This is a genomic window from Marinoscillum sp. HNIBRBA16962, from assembly GCF_057801515.1.
The window spans coordinates 5,277,741-5,297,023 of record NZ_CM173603.1; the positions used below are offsets into that span (position 1 = coordinate 5,277,741).

Here is a 19,283-nt window from a genome sequence, read left to right on the forward strand (position 1 = left end):
GTAACCAAAAAACGAAAGCTGAACGCAAATGCAAATACACTTTCATAAATATCAGGGCACAGGCAATGATTTTGTGATGATCGATGATCGGTCCGGATCCTTCCCTGTTAACAACAGTCAATTAATTTCATTTTTATGCGACCGCAAGATGGGTGTGGGTGCTGATGGGGTAATTTTAATCCAAAACCACCCGGACCTGGACTTTCGGATGATCTACTTCAACCCTGACGGAAGCAAAAGCCTTTGCGGAAACGGCAGCCGGTGTGCAATTGCTTTTGCAGAATCCCTGGGTATCATAAGTGGTAAAACCACATTTGAAACGACAGACGGAGTTCACGACGCATTTATTGATGGAGATACCTATCACTTTCACCTACATGATGTAAATGAAGTGAAGCAGCTAGACGGAGACCTGTTTATCAATACCGGATCCCCACACCACATTCAGGTAGTAGATAGTGTAGATGATACGGATATCGTGAAAATCGGTGCTGAAATTCGCTATAGCGACCTATACAAGCCAGCAGGCACTAATGTCAATTTCATAGAAAAAAGACCCGACGGAATCAAAGTAAGGACTTATGAGCGAGGAGTGGAAAATGAAACGCTTTCATGCGGAACAGGTGTGACTGCCTGTGCATTGGCAGCCAGTTTTATGGATTATGAAAGTCCGGTCCATATCGAAACAAAAGGAGGTCATCTCACCGTATCCTTTGATAGAATTTCGGATCATACGTTTGAAAATATTTACCTTGCCGGACCAGCTAAAAAAGTTTTTGAAGGGGCCATCGAGGTGACCTATTAAATGAATTACATTATAACTTTAAGCCCAATTTAAGAAATAGATATATGCTTAATGTATTAACAAAGGTTTTTGGAACCAAAGCAGACAGAGACCTCAAGCAAATTAACCCATACGTTGGCCGGATCAACGAAGAATTTTCTAAGCTAAGCGGGATTAGTGATGATGAGCTGCGAAACAAGACCGCTGAGCTCAAAGGCATTATCTCAGAGAAACTTAAGCACATTGATGATGAGCTTGCTGCTCTGCATCAGCAAATCGATGAAAATGAAGACCTGGACATTAACCAGAAAGAGGATATTTTCTCCAGAATTGATAAACTGGAAGAAAACAGGGATACCGAACTGGAAGATATCCTCCTGGACTTACTTCCCTCCGCCTTTGCAGTAGTAAAGGAAACAGCCAGACGATTAGCTGAAAACAAACAGCTGGTGGTAACGGCCAATACGTGGGATAAAGAGCTTGCATCCAAAAAAGAAAATATAAAGATAGATGGTGACAAAGCCATCTGGGCTAATAAATGGAAAGCTGCCGGAACAGACGTAGAGTGGAACATGGTCCATTACGATGTACAGCTGATCGGTGGTGTGGTACTCCACCAGGGAAAAATAGCCGAAATGGCTACCGGGGAAGGTAAAACACTTGTGGCCACACTCCCGGCCTACTTAAATGCACTCGCGGAAAGAGGCGTCCATGTGGTCACAGTTAACGATTACCTGGCAAAGCGTGATGCGGAATGGAATGCCCCCATTTTTGAATTCCACGGTCTCAAAATAGACTGCATTGACAAGCATCAGCCAAACTCTCCGGAAAGAAAAACAGCCTACAAGGCGGATATCATCTATGGTACCAATAATGAATTTGGCTTTGACTACCTGCGTGACAACATGGCCAGGAGCCCTGAAGAGCTGGTACAGCAAAAACACCACTTTGCTATGGTCGATGAGGTTGATTCTGTCCTCGTAGATGATGCGCGTACTCCTTTGATCATTTCCGGGCCCGTACCAAAAGGCGACGAGCATGAATTCTATGAACTTAAACCCAGGATCTCCAGACTGGTAGAAGCTCAGAAAAAACTGGCTTCAGACTACCTGAATGAAGCCAAAAAACTCATCAGGGAAGGTAAGGAGTCTGAAGGTGGTTTACCACTTTTCAGAGCTTATCGTGGATTACCCAAGTATAAGCCTTTGATCAAATTCTTAAGTGAAACGGGCATCAGGGCCATCCTGCAGAAGACAGAAAACTACTACCTGCAGGACAATCAAAAGATGATGCCTGAGGCAGATGAGCCACTGTATTTCACGATCGATGAAAAACACAACAGTATTGACCTCACGGAGAAAGGTATTGACCTGATCACCGGCTCAGGTGAAGATCCAAGCTTCTTCATACTGCCGGATATTGGTGATGAGGTGGCTAAGCTGGAAAACAATAGTGAACTGGATGAAGGTGATCGCCTGAAAAAGAAAGAAGAAGTGATCCAGGACTACAGCATAAAAGCACAGCGAATCCACAGTGTAAATCAGCTTTTGAGAGCATACTGCCTTTATGAAAAGGACACGGAATACATCGTCGTAGAGGACAAAGTGAAAATCGTGGATGAGCAAACAGGTCGTGTAATGGAAGGTCGGCGTTACTCTGATGGTCTTCACCAGGCGATCGAGGCAAAAGAAAATGTGAAGGTGGAGGATGCTACACAGACCTATGCCACCATCACCCTCCAAAACTACTTCCGGATGTACCACAAGCTGGCAGGTATGACCGGAACGGCCGAGACGGAAGCAGGCGAGTTTTGGGATATCTACAAGCTGGATGTAGTGGTCATCCCTACCAATCGGCCTATCGTCCGTGATGACCGCAATGATAAAGTTTACAAAACCATCCGCGAGAAGTTCAATGCCGTGGTGGAAGAGATCGTAGAACTCAGGGAAAAAGGACGACCAATTCTGGTGGGTACCACCTCCGTAGAGATCTCCGAGATCCTGAGCCGCATGCTGAAGATCAAAAACATCAATCATCAGGTACTCAATGCAAAACAGCACGCCAAAGAAGCAGATGTGGTAGCTGAGGCGGGTAAGCCGGGAACGGTGACCATTGCCACCAATATGGCGGGACGAGGTACGGACATCAAGCTAACCCCTGAAGCCAAAGCTGCTGGCGGACTGGCGATCATAGGTACGGAAAGACATGAATCCCGACGAGTGGACAGGCAGCTAAGAGGTCGTTCGGGACGTCAGGGAGATCCCGGGTCTTCTCAGTTTTATGTGAGTCTGGAGGATAACCTGATGCGTCTGTTCATGTCAGATCGCGTAGCAAAGATCATGGACCGGCTTGGACTTCAGGAAGGTGAAGTGATCCAGCACAGCATGATCACCAAGTCTATCGAGCGAGCTCAGAAAAAGGTGGAAGAGAACAACTTTGCTATCCGAAAACGACTGCTGGAATATGATGATGTGATGAACTCTCAGCGGGAGGTGATCTACAAACGCCGGAAAAATGCTCTTTACGGTGAGCGACTGGAGCTGGACATCATGAACATGATGTACGATACCACTGAGGACATTGCCATCAATGCCAAAGCCGGTCTGGACCTTGACAGCCTTAAGCTCAATGCCATTAGTGTACTGGGTCTGGACTTCCAGCTAGAAAAAGACGAGTTTGATAAGCTTGGTGAAAATGAATTAACTGAAAAACTCTACCAGGAAGCTTTCAAACATTATCAAAACAAAAACAAACTCATAGCTGAGAGGGCTTTACCTCTTCTGAAACAAATACAAAAAGCCAAAGGGGCTACTGTTCAGAATGTACTGGTTCCGTTTACTGATGGCAAAAAACAGATAGGAGTTTCTGCAAACCTCGAAAAATCAGTAAACACTGCAGGTAAGGAAATGATCCGGGAAATGGAAAAAATGATCACCCTGGCGATCATAGACCAGACCTGGAAAGAACATCTACGGGAAATGGATGACCTGAAACAGTCCGTCCAAAATGCTGTTTATGAACAAAAAGATCCTTTGATCATTTACAAGTTTGAAGGGTTTGAGCTTTTTAAAGCATTCCTTGGTAAAGTAAATGAAGAGAGCGTCTCCTTCCTGATGAAAGCGCAGATCCCCGTTCAGGATCCGAATGAGGTACAGGAAGCTCGTCAACAACGTGACGCTTCACGCAATTACAAGGAGTCCAAGGAAGACAGTGGTTCTCTGCTCAACCGGGGACAGGCAAATCGACCTCCTGTAGATAAGGTAGAGCCGGCTAAAACCACAAAAATAGCCAGCAGAAATCAACGAGTCACTGTGCAATATGCTGATGGCACGGTGAAGAAAGATGTGAAGTACAAAACGATAGAAGACGATCTAAAACACAATAAATGCGTTATTCTGGAATCATAATACTAAGTATCGCCATTTTAGCAGGCTGTAAAACAGCCTCTGTTACCAGCACCTCCGCTACGGAATACAGCGAAGACCTGTCTGTTTTGCGTCCGGAGCTTAAAGATGAAAAGCTGGTAGAGCCAGAGGTCGGTGAAGGTGTTTCCTCAACAGAACCCGTGGTATTTAACAACCATATTAAAACCGAGCTGGACAGTGTCAATCAGCGCATCATCCAAAAAAATAAAGATCAAAAATACGTAGATGGCTATACCATCCAGATCTATACAGGAAATGACCGTCAGGCTGCAGATGAGGCCCGGGACAGGGCTATTCAGGTTGACCCTACGCTAAATCCAAAGATATCTTATCATCAGCCGAGTTATAAGGTAAAAGCAGGTCAATACACCAACCGACTTGAAGCCCACGAAGTATTTTCGAAAATCAAAAAAGAATTTCCCCTTGCATTGCTTATCCCCGAGCGAATCGTTGTAGACTATGACTGATCTAATTTCAAGAATTAAAGAACTTTCGGAACAATTTTTTGAGGATACATTAGCTATACGAAGACATCTGCACAGCTACCCTGAGCTCTCTTTCCATGAATATAAAACCGCTGATTTTATAGAGCAGGAGCTTAAAAAGATCGGGATCACTGATCTTGAGCGGAAGGCCAATACCGGAATTACCTTTACCATAAAAGGCAAAGGAAATAGTGACAAGGTAGTGGCCATGCGGGCGGATATCGATGCACTGCCTATCACAGAAGCCAATGATGTGCCGTATAAGTCCAAAAATGAAGGCGTAATGCATGCCTGCGGGCATGACGTGCACACCTCTTCATTGCTGGGTGCAGTACGTATTTTGAATGAGCTGAAATCAGAGTTTGCAGGAAGCATCAAGGTGATCTTTCAGCCGGGAGAGGAAAAGCTGCCCGGTGGTGCATCCATTCTGATTGATGAAGGGATCCTGGAAAACCCCAAACCCAACAGGATCCTTGGCCAACATGTAATGCCGCTTATTGATTCCGGAAAAGTGGGTTTTAGGAAAGGCATGTACATGGCCAGTGCAGATGAAATATACTTTACGGTCAGAGGTAAAGGAGGGCATGCCGCAATGCCGGAAAACACCATAGACCCTGTGCTGATTACCAGCCACATAATCGTAGCGCTCCAACAGATAATCAGCCGAAACTGCAGTCCGAAAATTCCTTCAGTGCTTTCTTTTGGAAAAGTCGAAGCAAAAGGCGCCACCAATGTGATCCCCAATGAAGTGAAAGTAGAAGGTACATTCCGTACTTATGATGAAGAGTGGAGGGCAGATGCCCATGTACGCATGAAAAAAATGGCAGAAGGCATAGCCGAATCCATGGGTGCGTCAGTGGATTTTGAAGTGGTAAAAGGCTATCCTCATCTCAAAAATCATCCGGAGTATACGGAGCTTAACATGCAGGCTGCCAAAGAGTACCTGGGAGAAGAAAATGTAGAGGAACTTGACCTTTGGCTGGCTGGTGAAGATTTCGCCTTTTATTCGCATCATGTAGATGCTTGTTTTTACCGGCTGGGAACGCGCAACACCGCCAAAGGCATTGACTCGGGCGTCCACACACCTACCTTTGACATTGATGAACCCGCGCTCAAGATTGGAATGGGTCTCTTTGCCTGGCTGACGGTGGCGGAGCTGAATAGAATGGAGTAGTACAGAAAGGAGATTACTGGTCGTTAAGAAGTTGAAAACGAACCCCTACATCCTGTCACGTAGAGGTCTCCATTTCTGGCTTTATCTTTCACTCCCATTCAACTTTTCTCCAGCAGGGAGTGGTCTATACGGTAATCCAGCGAATAAGAAACACAAGCCCGATACTTACTACCAACCCAAAGAAGACTTTTGCAAGGTCCTTCCCCAGATCCAGCAAAACAGGATTTTTAACTCCCCCATAAGCAAAATACTTGATGCCGATCTCCCGGCCTGCCAGGAGTCCTATGAATACCCAGGTGGTGCTCATCGGCACATTATTTAATTCTTTAAAGAAGTAAAGTACCAGCCCATACGCCAGGTCAATCAAAGTAGCGGACCTAACATCGGTTGTATTGGTTTTTGCTTTTACAATGGACTGGATTGCTCCACCTTTCGTGTAAAAAATGAAAGCGATCAAGGTCAAAAAGACAAAAATTGTGACTGCCAGGGTTGTAATGCTGATTTGCCTTGGCAGGTAAACATAGATATTCGCAAAATCCTGAATAAGCCACTGCGACCAGAGAAAGCCGGTAGATATCCATTGTGCAATGGTCCAGTAGCGCTGTTCTTTTTTCGTTGGGCTGGTTTTGGAAAACTTCTTCTCCAGGGATTTAGCTATGATTGCATAGACAACAATAGCCACTCCAAATGCCACCAGGTATCCGGACATGGATTTCACCACCATGTCATACAGGTTTTTGGGATTGAAGAATGTAAGGATCAAAAAAGACGTGCTGACAGGGATGCCCAGCCGGGTAATGATAAGCAAAATAATAGGCGGTATAAGAAATGGCCACCCGAACCCGCGGATATCTTCCGGGTTTTTGTATTTGGGGTTATCGAAACCATTCGTGTCTGGGTCCCCGATCAACCGCCCGTATGTTACATCACCATTGTTGAAATACCAGCCATATATCAACACTAAGGTAAGGATCGTTCCCGCAAACAGTGCCAGCATCCACCAGGGGCGTTTTTCATTAGAGGTAAGGAAGGTTCCGAGTGTCTGGATTACGTCATTTCCAACCACCGAATAAGCAGCTAGCAGAAACCCCACATACATTACGATCTGAATCTCACTCATGGGGCCCCGGTATATATTGACTCATTACAGAACTAACATTTGCCACAAAATAAGGTTAGTTATTTTCGAAAAGAAAGATCACCAGAAAAGTTAACATTTAGGTAATACATTCTTATCATTAAGAGAACCCTGCAACTCAGGGACCGCTTAAAATGAAGGCATTCAGGTAATTTGACGTTTTCTGATGAAAAAAAGGATAATATTCACTTTATAGCCTTTATTTAAGATGTGTGAAAGTTCTTTATAAATTTGCGGACTATTAGAACCGGCATCTCTAACTTGCTTAATTCATAAACCACAGTTCCTGTTGGCTTAAAGAATTGACTAACAGTAAGTTAATGCAACATGCAGCCAGTAAAATTTTTGACTAAATTCTGTAAATGAAAAACAGTCAATTTGCTGATTATCAGTACGTTTATGGTTCTCAATAAATAATACCTGGATTATCCAGGCTAAATGATTGCATTGGAAAATTTGAGGGACAAAATTGGTACTCGATCCAAACCTATCTATTTGAATACATTAATAATAGGTGGATCCATTTTTCTTTTTCTATTAGCCATTCAGCTACTGGGTAATGCTTTTGGTCTGATCGGAAAAGATTATGCACAGTACATAGTAGATGCCACAAGCAATCCCTCAATAGCCCTTTTCATTGGGTTGCTCTCTACCGCCATATTACAAAGCAGCTCCACTACCACCTCACTGGCTGTAGCAGCTGTGGCAGCAGGTTCATTATCACTTGAGAACGCCATCCCTATAATTATGGGTGCCAATGTGGGTACTACCCTTACCAGCACCCTTGTTTCCATGAGCTATGTGACTAAGAGCGCTGAGTTTAAGAAAGCAATAGCCTCTGGGACAGTGCATGACATATTTAACCTGCTTACGGTAATCCTCCTGTTCCCTCTTGAGATCAGGTATGGCCTTCTTTCCAACCTGAGTCACTGGGTGGCATCACTTGTTAACTTTAACGAAGGAGGTACACCTATTTCCGATAGTTTTTTTATTTACCGGTTTTTCAATGAGACCGCCTCGCTCCTCATATCCTGGTTTGGGCCTTATATAGTTCTGCTAATAGCTGTCGTTTTACTTTTTGCTACAGTGAAATTTATTTCTAACATCCTGTATAAAAAACTTGTCGGAAGTGTCCGGGACCGGTTTCACACGGTTATATTCAAAAATACCTTTAAGTCCTTCGGATGGGGATTTCTTTTGACTTCAGCCATTCAGAGCAGCTCACTGACTACCTCCCTGATCGTTCCACTGGCAGCAACAGGTCAGGTAAAGCTAAAACGGGCTTTCCAGTTTATCATGGGAGCTAATCTTGGCACAACCATCACTGCTCTCATAGCCGCGATGTTTAAGAGTGAGGCTGCAATCAGCCTGGCGATGGCTCACTTCCTGTTTAACCTTATGGGCGTTACTATCTTCCTCACTGTACCAATTCTTAGCCGTTTACCGCTGTACCTGGCGGATAAGCTGGGAAGTATTTCATTGAAATATCGTCTTACGGCTTTCGCTTACATTCTGGTAATCTTTTTTATATTACCATTTACGCTGATCTACTTTAGCAAATCTACCAACCCCGCAAAGTATAGTCACGATAAAAAGCAGATAGAAGCATTTCACAAATAAATTGGAAACATCTGTACATTGAATCAGATTGTATATATTGGAATCAACATATACAAAGAACTGACTAACATGTCTTTAATCAACAAGCTGGTAGATAAACTCACCGAGTATATCCGACTGAAAGGAGAAAAGCTCAAACTGGACATTATAGCCCAGGTGTCCCGATTGCTGGCACACTTCGTGGTTTTTATGCTGATTGGGCTGATCGGGCTTTTTATGTTCACATTTTTATCACTGGCAGCAGGAGCATATCTAAACTATCTTTTGGAAAGCACCCATTACGGTTATCTGATTGTAGCTGGTTTTTATCTGCTGACACTGATTATTTTAATGATAGTATTGAAATCAGGTAAAATGCAACAATGGCTCGAAGCATTGTTCATTCGTTTTGGGGAAGGATTAAATGATGAAAGCGATGAGTGAAAGATCCAAAGCCTGGCAGGAAAAAAAGAGTCAACTAGACTTAAGGGAGAAACGCATAAAGAGTGAATTAGAGGATGCTTCTACCAATGTGGAGGAAAGGGTGAAGACGGTTTTGAAAATTTCCTTAATTACCGGGGGAGTATTTTTAGCCGGATACGGTCTGTACAAAATGCTTTCCTCCTCTGAGGAGGAAGTGGAACGGTCAGGTTCACAAAAACAGGATACGGACAAACAAAAAGCCCCGGAGGCGAATGTTAAATCAGGCTTTAACCTGAAATACATCCTTTTGGAACGGCTGGCATTTGTGGCGGTTAAATTCATCGGTAGCCTACTTGCGTCATTTTTGAATTCCAGGCTGGATGAGAACGAAGATGAAACGGAAAACTAGTGTCACACTAGACGTTGATCAGCGACTCTCTTCTCCTCATTTTTCCTGCCGGTATTCCAAACATCATCTTAAACCTCCTGCAGAAGTAAGCCGTATCCTTATACCCCACATCTTTACCGATCTCACGGATACTTTTCTTGGAGGTACGCAGGAGATTTACAGCTTCCTCCATTCGCTGGTATTCTATATAGTCTTGCGGATTAATGCCTGTTAGCATCTTAAAATACTGGCCCACATAGTCTTCTGATACATTAGCTACGTTTGCCAACACTTTATTAGAAAGGTCTGAGCCCAGGTTCTCCTTAATGAAGGTGAAAATATCTATGAGTCGAGGATCCTTGAAGTAGGTGCTATTAGTTGCAAACTGCTCCACAAACAGGCCCTGCCGTAGAATATAACGAATCAGCTCTACCACCAGCTGTTCGGTCATCACTTTCACAATGCGGCCTCTTCCCGGTGCATTTGCAACAACCTCATCATTGATGCCCTGAATTATTTCACCTATTCTTCCGTCATCCTGAATTTTGAATGGAGGAATGTCTAAAGAAGCGAAAAAATTCACCGAATCAAATGCTTTAGCTTCAAAAGATACATAGCTGTAGCTTTCATCTGCCTCAGGTTGCTCTGCATATGCCTGGAAATAAAGCTCCTTATTATTCAAAAAGTCATCTTTAGAAAGGCTGACCGGGTTATCTGTCCCATAGGTAATAGATACCTGGCGCCCTCCGGGCACAAAAAACACCTCTCCCTCTTCACACGCTTCTTTTTCTTTACCAAATTTCAATGAGCCGCTATTAACCAGAATAAGCGAATTCTCGATATCATAGTTGTTTTCTATAGTGACCGGTTTCAAAATATTAATATTCTTAGCTTTGATAAACCGGACACTAAGCGACTCAATGATCTTATTATAATCTTCCACTTGTCTTATAGTATGGTCTGATGCTGATTTTATTCTCCAAATCCAGAGAAATATTGTATAAATCTAATATTATTAATTGGAATAATCCAAATTAATCGACCATAACCCAAGGAAAGAACTTATATTATTTCAATAATTCACGCGCTATTACAATTTTCTGGATTTCACTGGTGCCTTCATAGATCTGAGTGATTTTAGCGTCTCTCATGAATCGCTCTACATGATACTCTTTCACATAACCGTACCCACCATGGACCTGAACAGCCTCCACTGAGTTTTCCATAGCTACCTGTGAAGCATACAGTTTAGCCATTGCACTCGCCTGAGCATAATCCTGCTTTTTGTCTTTCAGCTGAGCCGCTTTCAGGCATAAAAGCCTGGCTGCCTCCACTTTAGTAGCCATTTCGGCCAGCTTAAACTGGATTGCCTGATGTTTGGCAATCTCCACTCCAAAAGCTTTTCGCTCCTGGGCATATTTGAGGGATAACTCCAAAGAGCCCGACGCAATCCCCAGAGCCTGAGAGGCGATACCTATTCTGCCTCCGTTTAGTGTTTTCATAGCAAATGAGAACCCAAACCCATCTTCACCAATTCGATTCTCCTTAGGCACTTTCACATCAGAAAACATGAGAGAATGTGTATCGGATCCCCTGATCCCCAGCTTATCCTCCTTCTTTCCTACTGTGAAACCATCCATACCCTTCTCCACAATAAGGCAATTAATGCCTTTATGCCGCTTCTCAGGATCAGTTTGGGCCATTACCAGAAACACAGACCCGGTGTTACCATTGGTTATCCAGTTTTTAGTTCCATTGAGCAGGTAGTGATCACCTTTGTCTTCGGCTGTTGTTCTCTGTGAAGTAGCATCTGAACCGGCCTCCGGTTCTGAAAGACAAAAGCCTCCGGTAACCTTTCCGGTAGCCAGCTTAGGCAAATATTTTTGTTTCTGCTCCTCCGTACCGAATGTTTCGATGCCCCAGCAAACCAAACTATTATTCACCGACATTACCACAGAAGCAGAAGCATCCACTTTGGATATTTCCTCCATAGCCAGCACATAGGAAACGGTGTCCATTCCACCTCCCCCATATTTGGGATCCACCATCATCCCCAGGAAGCCAAGCTCCCCCATCATTTTCACTTGTTCTTTGGGAAACTTCTGTTCCGTGTCTCGCTCAATTACCCCGGGCAGCAATTCTTTCTGCGCGAAATCCCTGGCTGCATCCCTTACCGCCAGCTGTTCTTCTGTTAAGGTGAATTCCATAATGTAAAATCTTTCTTCTTGGGTTAATGTTTAGTTGTTTATATAAGGCAAAAATAAGGAATTTTGTTATGCATGCATACCACTTCAAAACAAAAAAAGCCCTCGAAAAGAAGGCTTTTTATAAAATATTATTTGGCTAACAATTAATCATCACTGCCACCTAAGAATATCATAACCCAGTATAAGAGCATAGCCAACGATGACAAGGCGGCAATCAGGTAAGTTTGAGCCGCTGTATTAAGCGCATCTTTAGCCATGTCATGTTCTTCGGGAGTCACAATATTTCTGTTTTCTACCCAGGCCAATGCCCGATTGCTGGCATCATACTCTACCGGCAATGTAATAAATGCGAACAGTGTGAAAACTCCATAGCAACCGATGATTACCAGAATGGCAAGGTTCATTGGTATTACCTGGGGAAGAACGAGCGTTCCAAAAAACATCATCATAAAGACGATATTGATTATTCTGGCACTTACATTTTGAATAGGCACCATCGCCGATCTAAACTCCAGAAAACTGTACGCCGTGGCATGCTGCACTGCATGGCCGCATTCGTGAGCTGCTATAGCCGCTGCAGCTGCAGATCGACCATGGTACACATCCGGGCTCAGGTTTACCGTCTTATTAGCCGGATTATAGTGGTCCGTCAGTTGTCCTTCCACAGACGTGACAGTGACATCATGAATTCCATTGTCAGCAAGCATCAGCTCAGCAACCTCTCGCCCTGAAAGCCCGCTGGAAAGTGAAATTTTTGAATACTTCTTGAATTTATTTTTAAGTCTTGTACTTACGATCAGGCTCGCGACCATAAATACGATAATGATTACAAATATTCCCATTGTCTAACTCCTTTTTTGTGTTATTTTTTCAATTAACGAGGTGGTTGAATATCCCTTTAATAACGCTATAGTAGCTACTCTTCCTCCATTTTCAATTACGACATTTGCCCCTGCAATGTTGCTTGTTTTATAGTCGCCCCCTTTTACCAAAACATCCGGTAAAATCATTTTAATTAGCATTTCAGGAGTATCTTCTTCAAAGAGAATAACTGCGTCTACAAAATCCAAAGCAGCTAACATGCGTGTTCTGGCCTCTTCATCATAAAACGGCCTGGACTCCCCTTTGATTCGCTTCACAGAATTATCTGAGTTTACTCCAACAATCAGCCGGTCTCCCAGGTTTCTGGCCTTCTCCAGGTTATCCACATGACCGAGGTGCAAGATATCAAAACAGCCATTGGTAAAAACAATTTTTTCACCTGCTGCCTTCCATTTTTTGATCAGCACTTCTGCTTCATGCATGGTGAGGATCTTCAACCTCGTCGGGTTCATGAACTCTTTGTTTAATAAACAATGAAATCAATAAGGCCGAACCACCAAAAACTGCCATTGCTATCACCTGCGAGGTGTGCAATAATGTGGCCAGGAATACACCCGTGGTTTGTTCTACACTATATAAAACGAACATACTGCTAACCAGGGCATGGTAAGTACCGATACCTCCCTGTACCGGAATCGCCAAAGCAATCCCACTGGTAACGAGCAACATTATCCCCACCATCCAGGTAAGGCCTGATGTCTCCGGAATCGAGAATACGATAACATAAGACATGAAGTAGTAAACTACCCACAGCACCACTGTGGAAATGATAAATCCGGCAAGGTTATCAATTTTCCTCAAAGACAACACTCCCTCTATCAGCTGACGGAAGAACTCACGGACTTTCGCACTCTTTCTGATTAAGATATACAGAAAAAAAGCCCCCAAAACTCCCAACCCCACCAACAACAATCCGGCTTTCCAGAAAAGTCCCTCCACGTGATCCAGTCCGGAAACCGCACCTTTCAGAAATGCAACAAACCGCTCGTATTCGGCCAGCAAAACAACAATAATCAGCAAAATCAATGTGAGCAGGTCAATGATGCGTTCGGTAATCACCGTACCGAAGGAAGTAGATACGGCCACATTGTCACTTCGCTTAAGCATCCCGCACCGGGTCACTTCTCCCAGGCGCGGGAGAGCAAGATTGGCCAGGTATCCAACCAGGATAGCCAAAGTAGTCCGATGAACATTTAAGTGCTGGTACCCGAGCGGCTTCAGCAAAATATTCCACCGGTAGGCCCGGGCATAATAAGATATCAGGGATAAAGCAATGGAAACTATTACCCAGGTATAATCAACCGTCCTGGCTTTTAACCAAAAAGCATTAAAATCAACATTTCTAAAAGCAAAATAGAGAAGTGCAAGTGCCAGCGCGAGCGAAATCAGGTATTTAAGAAAAGATAAAGTCTTTCTAGACATAGGCTGATCAGGAGGTCACCCGGTTTTTTTCATCCGGGAAAATAACCACTGGCTTATGATCTTTTGCCTTTTCTTTTTCGATTGAGCAATAAGAAATAATAATCACAATATCCCCAACCTGGGCTTTACGGGCTGCAGGGCCATTGATGCAGATCTTACCAGTGCCTCTTTCACCTTTGATTACATAAGTTTCCAATCTCTCCCCATTATTGATATTTACGATCTGCACTTTTTCATTAACCACAATATCAGCAGCATCCATCAGATCTTCATCAATCTCGATAGACCCTACATAATGTAGCTCCGCTTCCGTAACTTTTACCCGGTGAATTTTCGATTTTAATACTTCTATAAACATCTCTAGGTCAATCTTGCCGCAAATATAAGTTATCAATTAATCTTATACCCTCTACATAGCCGGCAACACAAAACGCAACCGGTTGAAAGAGGTTTTTCTTAACATCTTTCAGCGTTTCCGGATCTACTATGTGGAAATACTCTATTTCCAACCCTTCAACTCTATTATAGAAATCAATTACGGCTGATATAGTTTCATTCGGGGACTTTTCCTTTTCCCAGGTCATCCTGGCTAGCTCTAATCCTTCATGGATTTTTTCAGCTATCTTTAACCCATTGGAGGACAACCGCTTATTTCTTGAAGACATAGCCAAACCTGACCGCTCCCGGACTATCGGCAACCCAATAACCTTTACCGGAAAAGAAAGGTCATTCACCATCCGCTCTATTAAAAGGTACTGCTGCAGGTCTTTTAACCCAAAGTAAGCCTTGTGCGGATTGCAATGATGAAATAGCTTTGAAACTACCACACCTACTCCCGTAAAGTGACCGGGCCGATACTTTCCCTCCAGCCTGGAAGCCACCTCCCCAAAATCAATGGTCGCCAAAGGCTTATCTTTATACATATCTGATTCTGATGGCACGTAGACCAGGTCTACCCCGGCTTTTTCCAGATAAGAAAGGTCAGATTCCAGATCTCTGGGGTAATTATCCAGGTCTTCCGGGTTATTAAACTGGAGCGGATTTACAAAAATACTTACAATGGTTACATCATTATCAGACACCGAGCGCTCAACGAGCGTCAGATGACCAGCGTGTAACGCACCCATAGTTGGCACTAAACCAATACTTTTTTGCTGAAGCCTGAAGTCATGAGAAAACCTGAAAATGTCATCGGGGCTATGAATGACCTGCATCAATTCGGGAATTAAAGTTGTCTAACTTATTGAAAACGTTGATTATATGGCAAAAATATGGTAATTTTGAGGTCATTTTAGACAATCCTCAATAAAATAGCATATCTATGTCAAATTTAAGAATCCTTTATGTGGCTAGTGAGATCAATCCTTTCCTGAAAACTACGGAAGTAGCTGATTTTGTCAGAAGACTTCCGCAGGCGATGCAGGAAAGAGGGATGGAGATCAGGATTTTAGTGCCGCGGTTTGGGCTCATCAATGAGCGAAAAAACAGGCTTCACGAAGTAGTCAGGTTGTCTGGTATCAATATCGCCGTTGGTGACGAAGAAAAGCCACTTGTGATTAAGGTAGCTTCCATACCTAATGCGAAGCTTCAGGTGTATTTCATTGATAATGAAGATTACTTCCACCGAAAATCAGTCTTTTTCGATAAAGAAGATAATTTTTATGAAGACAATGACGAACGCGCAATATTTTTCTGCAAAGGCGTTTTAGAAACAGTGAAAAAACTGGGTTGGTCCCCGGATATCATTCACTGCAATGACTGGATGACAAGTTTGATTCCTCTGTATGTAAAAACCACGTACAGAAACGATCCAATTTTTAAGGAGTCAAAAACGGTTTTCACATTTTATAATAATAAGTTTACGCACAAGTTTGGTAAAGACCTGCTTGACAAAGTGAAAATGATCGATATTGACGACAGTATGCTGCATCCGCTAAAAACCGCCGATTATGATGGCTTTGTAAAAATGGGTGTGGAATATGCTGACGCTGTAATCAATGCAAATGAAGAATCAACTGAAAGTTTCAAAAAGCTCATGGCCGAAATGTCAGAAAACAAACGTATTGACACCATTGAGAAAGATGAAAATTTCGAAGAATCTTACTACAACTTATACAATGAACTTGTTGGATAACTTAACATACTTTCTTAAACCGGGATTGGCATTTTTGCTGATCCCGTTTTTTTTTGCCTGTGATGACCCTACAGAGCTCGGACTGGAACTGGATCGCGGAGATGAAAATGTCATTGTAAAAGACACCACACTCATCCTGCCCACATCTACCGTTTATATAGACAGTCTTAGAACTGACCAATACACTTCTACTGTTTTTGGAAGGTATTTTGACGCTACTTTTGGTGAAGTTACGGCTACCTCAAACAACCAGTACAATGTGGGTGGTGGCACATTCCCGGGAGATTCTCTGGATTTTGAATCTGCGGTGCTACGCATGAAGGTAGCTTCTGTCAGGGCACAGTCTATTGCCAGCAATGAAAGCATCACCATCTATGAAGCAGCCGATACCATTTTCAGTACAGGTATCTACCTGGCAAAGCGTACCCTTTCCAAATCCGGGTCGCCCATTGCAGAACATTCATTTTCTTTTGATCCGGAGATAGATTCAGTGATTTCAGTGCCATTGAACGAAGCTTTCGGACAGTCCCTTTTCAACCTGCTTGTAAAAGCCAACTCTGATGATGATTTTGAAGATTCGCTACTGAGAAGCCAACTGTTTTTTAAGCCGCTGATCCAGGAACCAGGCGAGTCTAACCAGGCGCTTTATTTATTTGATCTGCAGGATGACACTACGGCCATTTATATTCAGATGAAGCATCCGGATAAGCCAGATACTACTTACAACTTCACGTTTGATTTCAATAACACTACACGATTCACAAGCATTACTCGTGACAAAAGTGGGAGCATATTAAACGAACTTACAAGCGATTATGCAGAAACATCTGCTTCTGAAAACGTATACCTGGATATGCTTGCCGGAGTACATACAAAAATAGATGTGACTCCCTTGATTGGGCTTTCCGAGCTGGATGAGGACCTCATCTTCAACTCAGCTAAGTTGATCCTGGAAGCTGCACCTTCTAATTCAGTATATACCAGTCAGGTCAATCAGCTGAGGTTTTATTTTGCGGAAAATGATCCTGACTCTGATGAATACGGCACCATAGATGCCACTGCGGTCTTAAATGGTAACCTGAGGGATAATGCATTAGTCACAGAACTCTCATATACCACACCCAATCCAAGTAATCACGCACTATTTGTAACCAACTTCAATTCGGATAACATGAGTTACTCCGGAAATATTACACTCTTCTCCCAGGTTTTGGGAGATAGCAAGGATGAAGAGACAGGACTTTACCTAACCAATGAGCTCATAGCCCTCAGCCCGGCAGGAATCGGGACCGGTCAAACGATTTTACCAAAGACCGGAATAAAAGTCATTGTTTATTACACGTTACTCAAAAAATAAATTATGTGTGGAATAGTCGCTTACCTCGGCAATAAGCCTGCTTTACCCATTTTGCTCAATGGGCTGAAAAGGCTGGAATACCGTGGATACGACAGTGCCGGCGTAGCCCTCTTTGAAAATGGCTCTTTAACCATCCAAAAGAAACAGGGAAAGGTTAATGACCTGGAAGCCATTACTTCCAACAAGCAATTTGACAGCCACATTGGTATTGGTCACACCCGGTGGGCTACTCACGGCGAACCCAGCGACAGAAATGCTCATCCGCATTTTTCACATGACCAGAAACTGGCCATTATTCATAATGGCATTATCGAAAATTACGGATCATTAAAAAAAGAGCTGACCGAAAAAGGCTATTCGTTTTCCAGTGATACAGACACGGAAGTCTTTATCACCTTTATAGAAGACCTCAAAAAAACACTGGATCTTAGTCTGGAAGATGCGGTACGGGTAGCCCTCACAAAAGTGATCGGCGCTTATGCCATCGTAATTATGTCTCAGGATGAGCCGGAGAAACTCATCGCTGCCCGAAAAGGCAGCCCGATGGTTCTGGGCCTTGGTAAGGGTGAATTTTTCGTTGCTTCTGATGCCACTCCTATCGTAGAGTACACCAATGAGGTCGTTTACTTAAAAGACGAAGAGATCGCCATTATCCATAAGGATAAGTTTGAGATCATCAGCCTGGGTGAGGTGCCTCAGGCACCCGAGATCCACACTCTGGATCTCAAGCTGGAGTCGATAGAAAAAAGCGGCTATGAGCATTTTATGCTCAAAGAAATCTTTGAACAACCTACCTCTATCGCAGACTGCATGCGCGGAAGGCTCAATGCCCAGGAAGGACGGCTCCTGCTGGGTGGTATCAGAAACTATGCAAATGCGCTTGTCAACGCCGAAAAAATCGTCATTGTGGGATGCGGCACCTCCTGGCATGCCGGTTTGGTGGCTGAATATATCTTTGAAGACATCTGTCGCATACCTGTTGAGGTGGAGTATGCCTCAGAGTTTCGTTACCGAAACCCGGTTATCAGAGAAGGCGATATAGTTATAGCAATCTCTCAATCCGGGGAAACAGCTGATACGCTTGCAGCCATCGAGCTGGCAAAATCAAAGGGAACTATCGTGTTTGGTGTAGTAAATACTGTGGGATCTTCTATTTCACGTGCCACACATGAGGGGGCATATTTACATGCCGGGCCTGAGATCGGTGTGGCTTCTACAAAGGCGTTTACAGCTCAGCTTACTGTGTTAATTATGATTGCCCTGCGAATAGCAGACCGCAAAGGAACAATAGCTGATCAAAAATACCGGGAGCTGCTAGTGGAGCTGGAGAGTATCCCAGGGAAGGTGAAAAAAGCCTTGGAAAGCGATGAAAAGATCAGGGAAATATCATACACCTTCAAAGATGCTACAAACTTCCTTTACCTGGGCCGCGGCTACAATTTCCCGGTAGCCCTGGAAGGAGCCCTGAAGCTGAAAGAAATCTCCTACATCCATGCGGAAGGTTACCCTGCTGCAGAAATGAAACACGGTCCTATTGCTTTGATTGATGAAAACATGCCGGTTGTCTTTATTGCAACCGGGGACAGCTCATACGATAAGATCATTTCCAATATTCAGGAGGTTAAATCCAGAAAAGGAAAAGTAATCGCCATCGTCACAGAAGGTGATGCACTGATTCCTGACATGGCTGATTACACTATTGAGGTACCTGCTGCACATGAGGCGTTGATGCCATTGGTATCAGTTATTCCTTTGCAGCTTCTCTCCTATCATATCGCGGTGATGCGAGGGTGTAATGTGGACCAGCCAAGAAATCTGGCTAAATCGGTTACTGTGGAGTAACTCCTTTTTTTGAGACAGGGAGG

18 protein-coding genes are annotated in these 19,283 nt (G+C 43.6%); 10 read left to right on the forward strand and 8 right to left on the reverse strand.

The genetic code is table 11. The features are described from left to right. The first annotated feature begins 28 nt into the window (after window positions 1-28). Genes AC3E9V_RS21970 through AC3E9V_RS21985 form a run of 4 tightly spaced genes read left to right on the forward strand, consistent with a single transcriptional unit; the run spans window position 29 to window position 5,868 of the window. The gene (locus AC3E9V_RS21970) at window positions 29-805 is read left to right on the forward strand and encodes a diaminopimelate epimerase (RefSeq protein WP_488750318.1); all 777 of its coding nucleotides are present in this window, start codon (window positions 29-31) and stop codon (window positions 803-805) included. Window positions 806-849: 44 nt separating this feature from the next. Continuing rightward, on the forward strand, window positions 850-4,191 hold the full coding sequence (gene secA, locus AC3E9V_RS21975) for a preprotein translocase subunit SecA (RefSeq protein WP_488750319.1): 3,342 nt from the start codon (window positions 850-852) through the stop codon (window positions 4,189-4,191). Then, window positions 4,170-4,676, forward strand: coding sequence for an SPOR domain-containing protein (locus AC3E9V_RS21980; RefSeq protein WP_488750320.1), 507 nt, complete (start codon window positions 4,170-4,172; stop codon window positions 4,674-4,676). The genes secA and AC3E9V_RS21980 overlap by 22 nt, the downstream gene beginning before the upstream one ends. After that, the gene (locus tag AC3E9V_RS21985) at window positions 4,669-5,868 is read left to right on the forward strand and encodes a M20 metallopeptidase family protein (protein WP_488750321.1); all 1,200 of its coding nucleotides are present in this window, start codon (window positions 4,669-4,671) and stop codon (window positions 5,866-5,868) included. The genes AC3E9V_RS21980 and AC3E9V_RS21985 overlap by 8 nt, the downstream gene beginning before the upstream one ends. Before the next feature lie 124 nt (window positions 5,869-5,992). On the opposite strand, the gene AC3E9V_RS21990 is transcribed toward AC3E9V_RS21985, so the two are convergent. Next, entirely contained in the window at window positions 5,993-6,988 is a 996-nt protein-coding gene (locus AC3E9V_RS21990) for a hypothetical protein (protein ID WP_488750322.1), read from the reverse strand. Window positions 6,989-7,501: 513 nt separating this feature from the next. Here AC3E9V_RS21990 and AC3E9V_RS21995 point away from each other — a divergent pair. The 3 genes from AC3E9V_RS21995 to AC3E9V_RS22005 all read left to right on the forward strand — a co-directional run bounded on the left by AC3E9V_RS21995 (window position 7,502) and on the right by AC3E9V_RS22005 (window position 9,437). Next, on the forward strand, window positions 7,502-8,626 hold the full coding sequence (locus AC3E9V_RS21995) for a Na/Pi symporter (RefSeq protein ID WP_488750323.1): 1,125 nt from the start codon (window positions 7,502-7,504) through the stop codon (window positions 8,624-8,626). A gap of 69 nt (window positions 8,627-8,695) precedes the next feature. Next, window positions 8,696-9,049, forward strand: a complete 354-nt coding sequence (locus AC3E9V_RS22000; protein WP_488750324.1) for a phage holin family protein — start codon at window positions 8,696-8,698, stop codon at window positions 9,047-9,049. Next, window positions 9,042-9,437: a hypothetical protein gene (locus tag AC3E9V_RS22005; protein ID WP_488750325.1), complete on the forward strand. Its 396-nt coding sequence runs from the start codon at window positions 9,042-9,044 to the stop codon at window positions 9,435-9,437. The genes AC3E9V_RS22000 and AC3E9V_RS22005 overlap by 8 nt, the downstream gene beginning before the upstream one ends. 7 nt (window positions 9,438-9,444) lie before the next feature. Here the strand turns inward: AC3E9V_RS22005 and AC3E9V_RS22010 are convergent, their stop codons facing one another. The 7 genes from AC3E9V_RS22010 to panC all read right to left on the reverse strand — a co-directional run bounded on the left by AC3E9V_RS22010 (window position 9,445) and on the right by panC (window position 15,141). Next, the gene (locus AC3E9V_RS22010) at window positions 9,445-10,359 is read right to left on the reverse strand and encodes an AraC family transcriptional regulator (RefSeq protein WP_488750326.1); all 915 of its coding nucleotides are present in this window, start codon (window positions 10,357-10,359) and stop codon (window positions 9,445-9,447) included. A 124-nt stretch (window positions 10,360-10,483) separates the two neighbouring features. Continuing rightward, complete coding sequence (locus AC3E9V_RS22015; RefSeq protein WP_488750327.1) at window positions 10,484-11,623, reverse strand: acyl-CoA dehydrogenase; 1,140 nt, start codon at window positions 11,621-11,623, stop codon at window positions 10,484-10,486. A gap of 143 nt (window positions 11,624-11,766) precedes the next feature. Beyond that, window positions 11,767-12,465, reverse strand: coding sequence for a zinc metallopeptidase (locus tag AC3E9V_RS22020; RefSeq protein ID WP_488750328.1), 699 nt, complete (start codon window positions 12,463-12,465; stop codon window positions 11,767-11,769). Window positions 12,466-12,468: 3 nt separating this feature from the next. Beyond that, window positions 12,469-12,957: a D-glycero-beta-D-manno-heptose 1-phosphate adenylyltransferase gene (gene rfaE2, locus AC3E9V_RS22025; RefSeq protein WP_488750329.1), complete on the reverse strand. Its 489-nt coding sequence runs from the start codon at window positions 12,955-12,957 to the stop codon at window positions 12,469-12,471. Then, window positions 12,920-13,927, reverse strand: a complete 1,008-nt coding sequence (locus AC3E9V_RS22030) for a lysylphosphatidylglycerol synthase transmembrane domain-containing protein (RefSeq protein ID WP_488750330.1) — start codon at window positions 13,925-13,927, stop codon at window positions 12,920-12,922. Before AC3E9V_RS22030 ends, rfaE2 begins: the two co-directional genes overlap by 38 nt. 7 nt (window positions 13,928-13,934) lie before the next feature. After that, the gene (panD, locus tag AC3E9V_RS22035) at window positions 13,935-14,285 is read right to left on the reverse strand and encodes an aspartate 1-decarboxylase (protein WP_488750331.1); all 351 of its coding nucleotides are present in this window, start codon (window positions 14,283-14,285) and stop codon (window positions 13,935-13,937) included. A 7-nt stretch (window positions 14,286-14,292) separates the two neighbouring features. Then, on the reverse strand, window positions 14,293-15,141 hold the full coding sequence (gene panC / locus AC3E9V_RS22040) for a pantoate--beta-alanine ligase (RefSeq protein ID WP_488750332.1): 849 nt from the start codon (window positions 15,139-15,141) through the stop codon (window positions 14,293-14,295). 107 nt (window positions 15,142-15,248) lie between these two features. Here panC and AC3E9V_RS22045 point away from each other — a divergent pair, with 107 nt between their 5' ends. From AC3E9V_RS22045 to glmS, 3 genes are read left to right on the forward strand one after another with little or no spacing between them, the layout of a single operon-like run. Next, window positions 15,249-16,061 (forward strand): glycogen/starch synthase, encoded by an 813-nt coding sequence (locus AC3E9V_RS22045; RefSeq protein WP_488750333.1) that lies wholly within the window; start codon window positions 15,249-15,251, stop codon window positions 16,059-16,061. Then, on the forward strand, window positions 16,054-17,418 hold the full coding sequence (locus AC3E9V_RS22050; RefSeq protein WP_488750334.1) for a DUF4270 family protein: 1,365 nt from the start codon (window positions 16,054-16,056) through the stop codon (window positions 17,416-17,418). The genes AC3E9V_RS22045 and AC3E9V_RS22050 overlap by 8 nt, the downstream gene beginning before the upstream one ends. Before the next feature lie 3 nt (window positions 17,419-17,421). Then, complete coding sequence (glmS, locus tag AC3E9V_RS22055) at window positions 17,422-19,260, forward strand: glutamine--fructose-6-phosphate transaminase (isomerizing) (RefSeq protein ID WP_488750335.1); 1,839 nt, start codon at window positions 17,422-17,424, stop codon at window positions 19,258-19,260. Window positions 19,261-19,283: the final 23 nt, after the last annotated feature.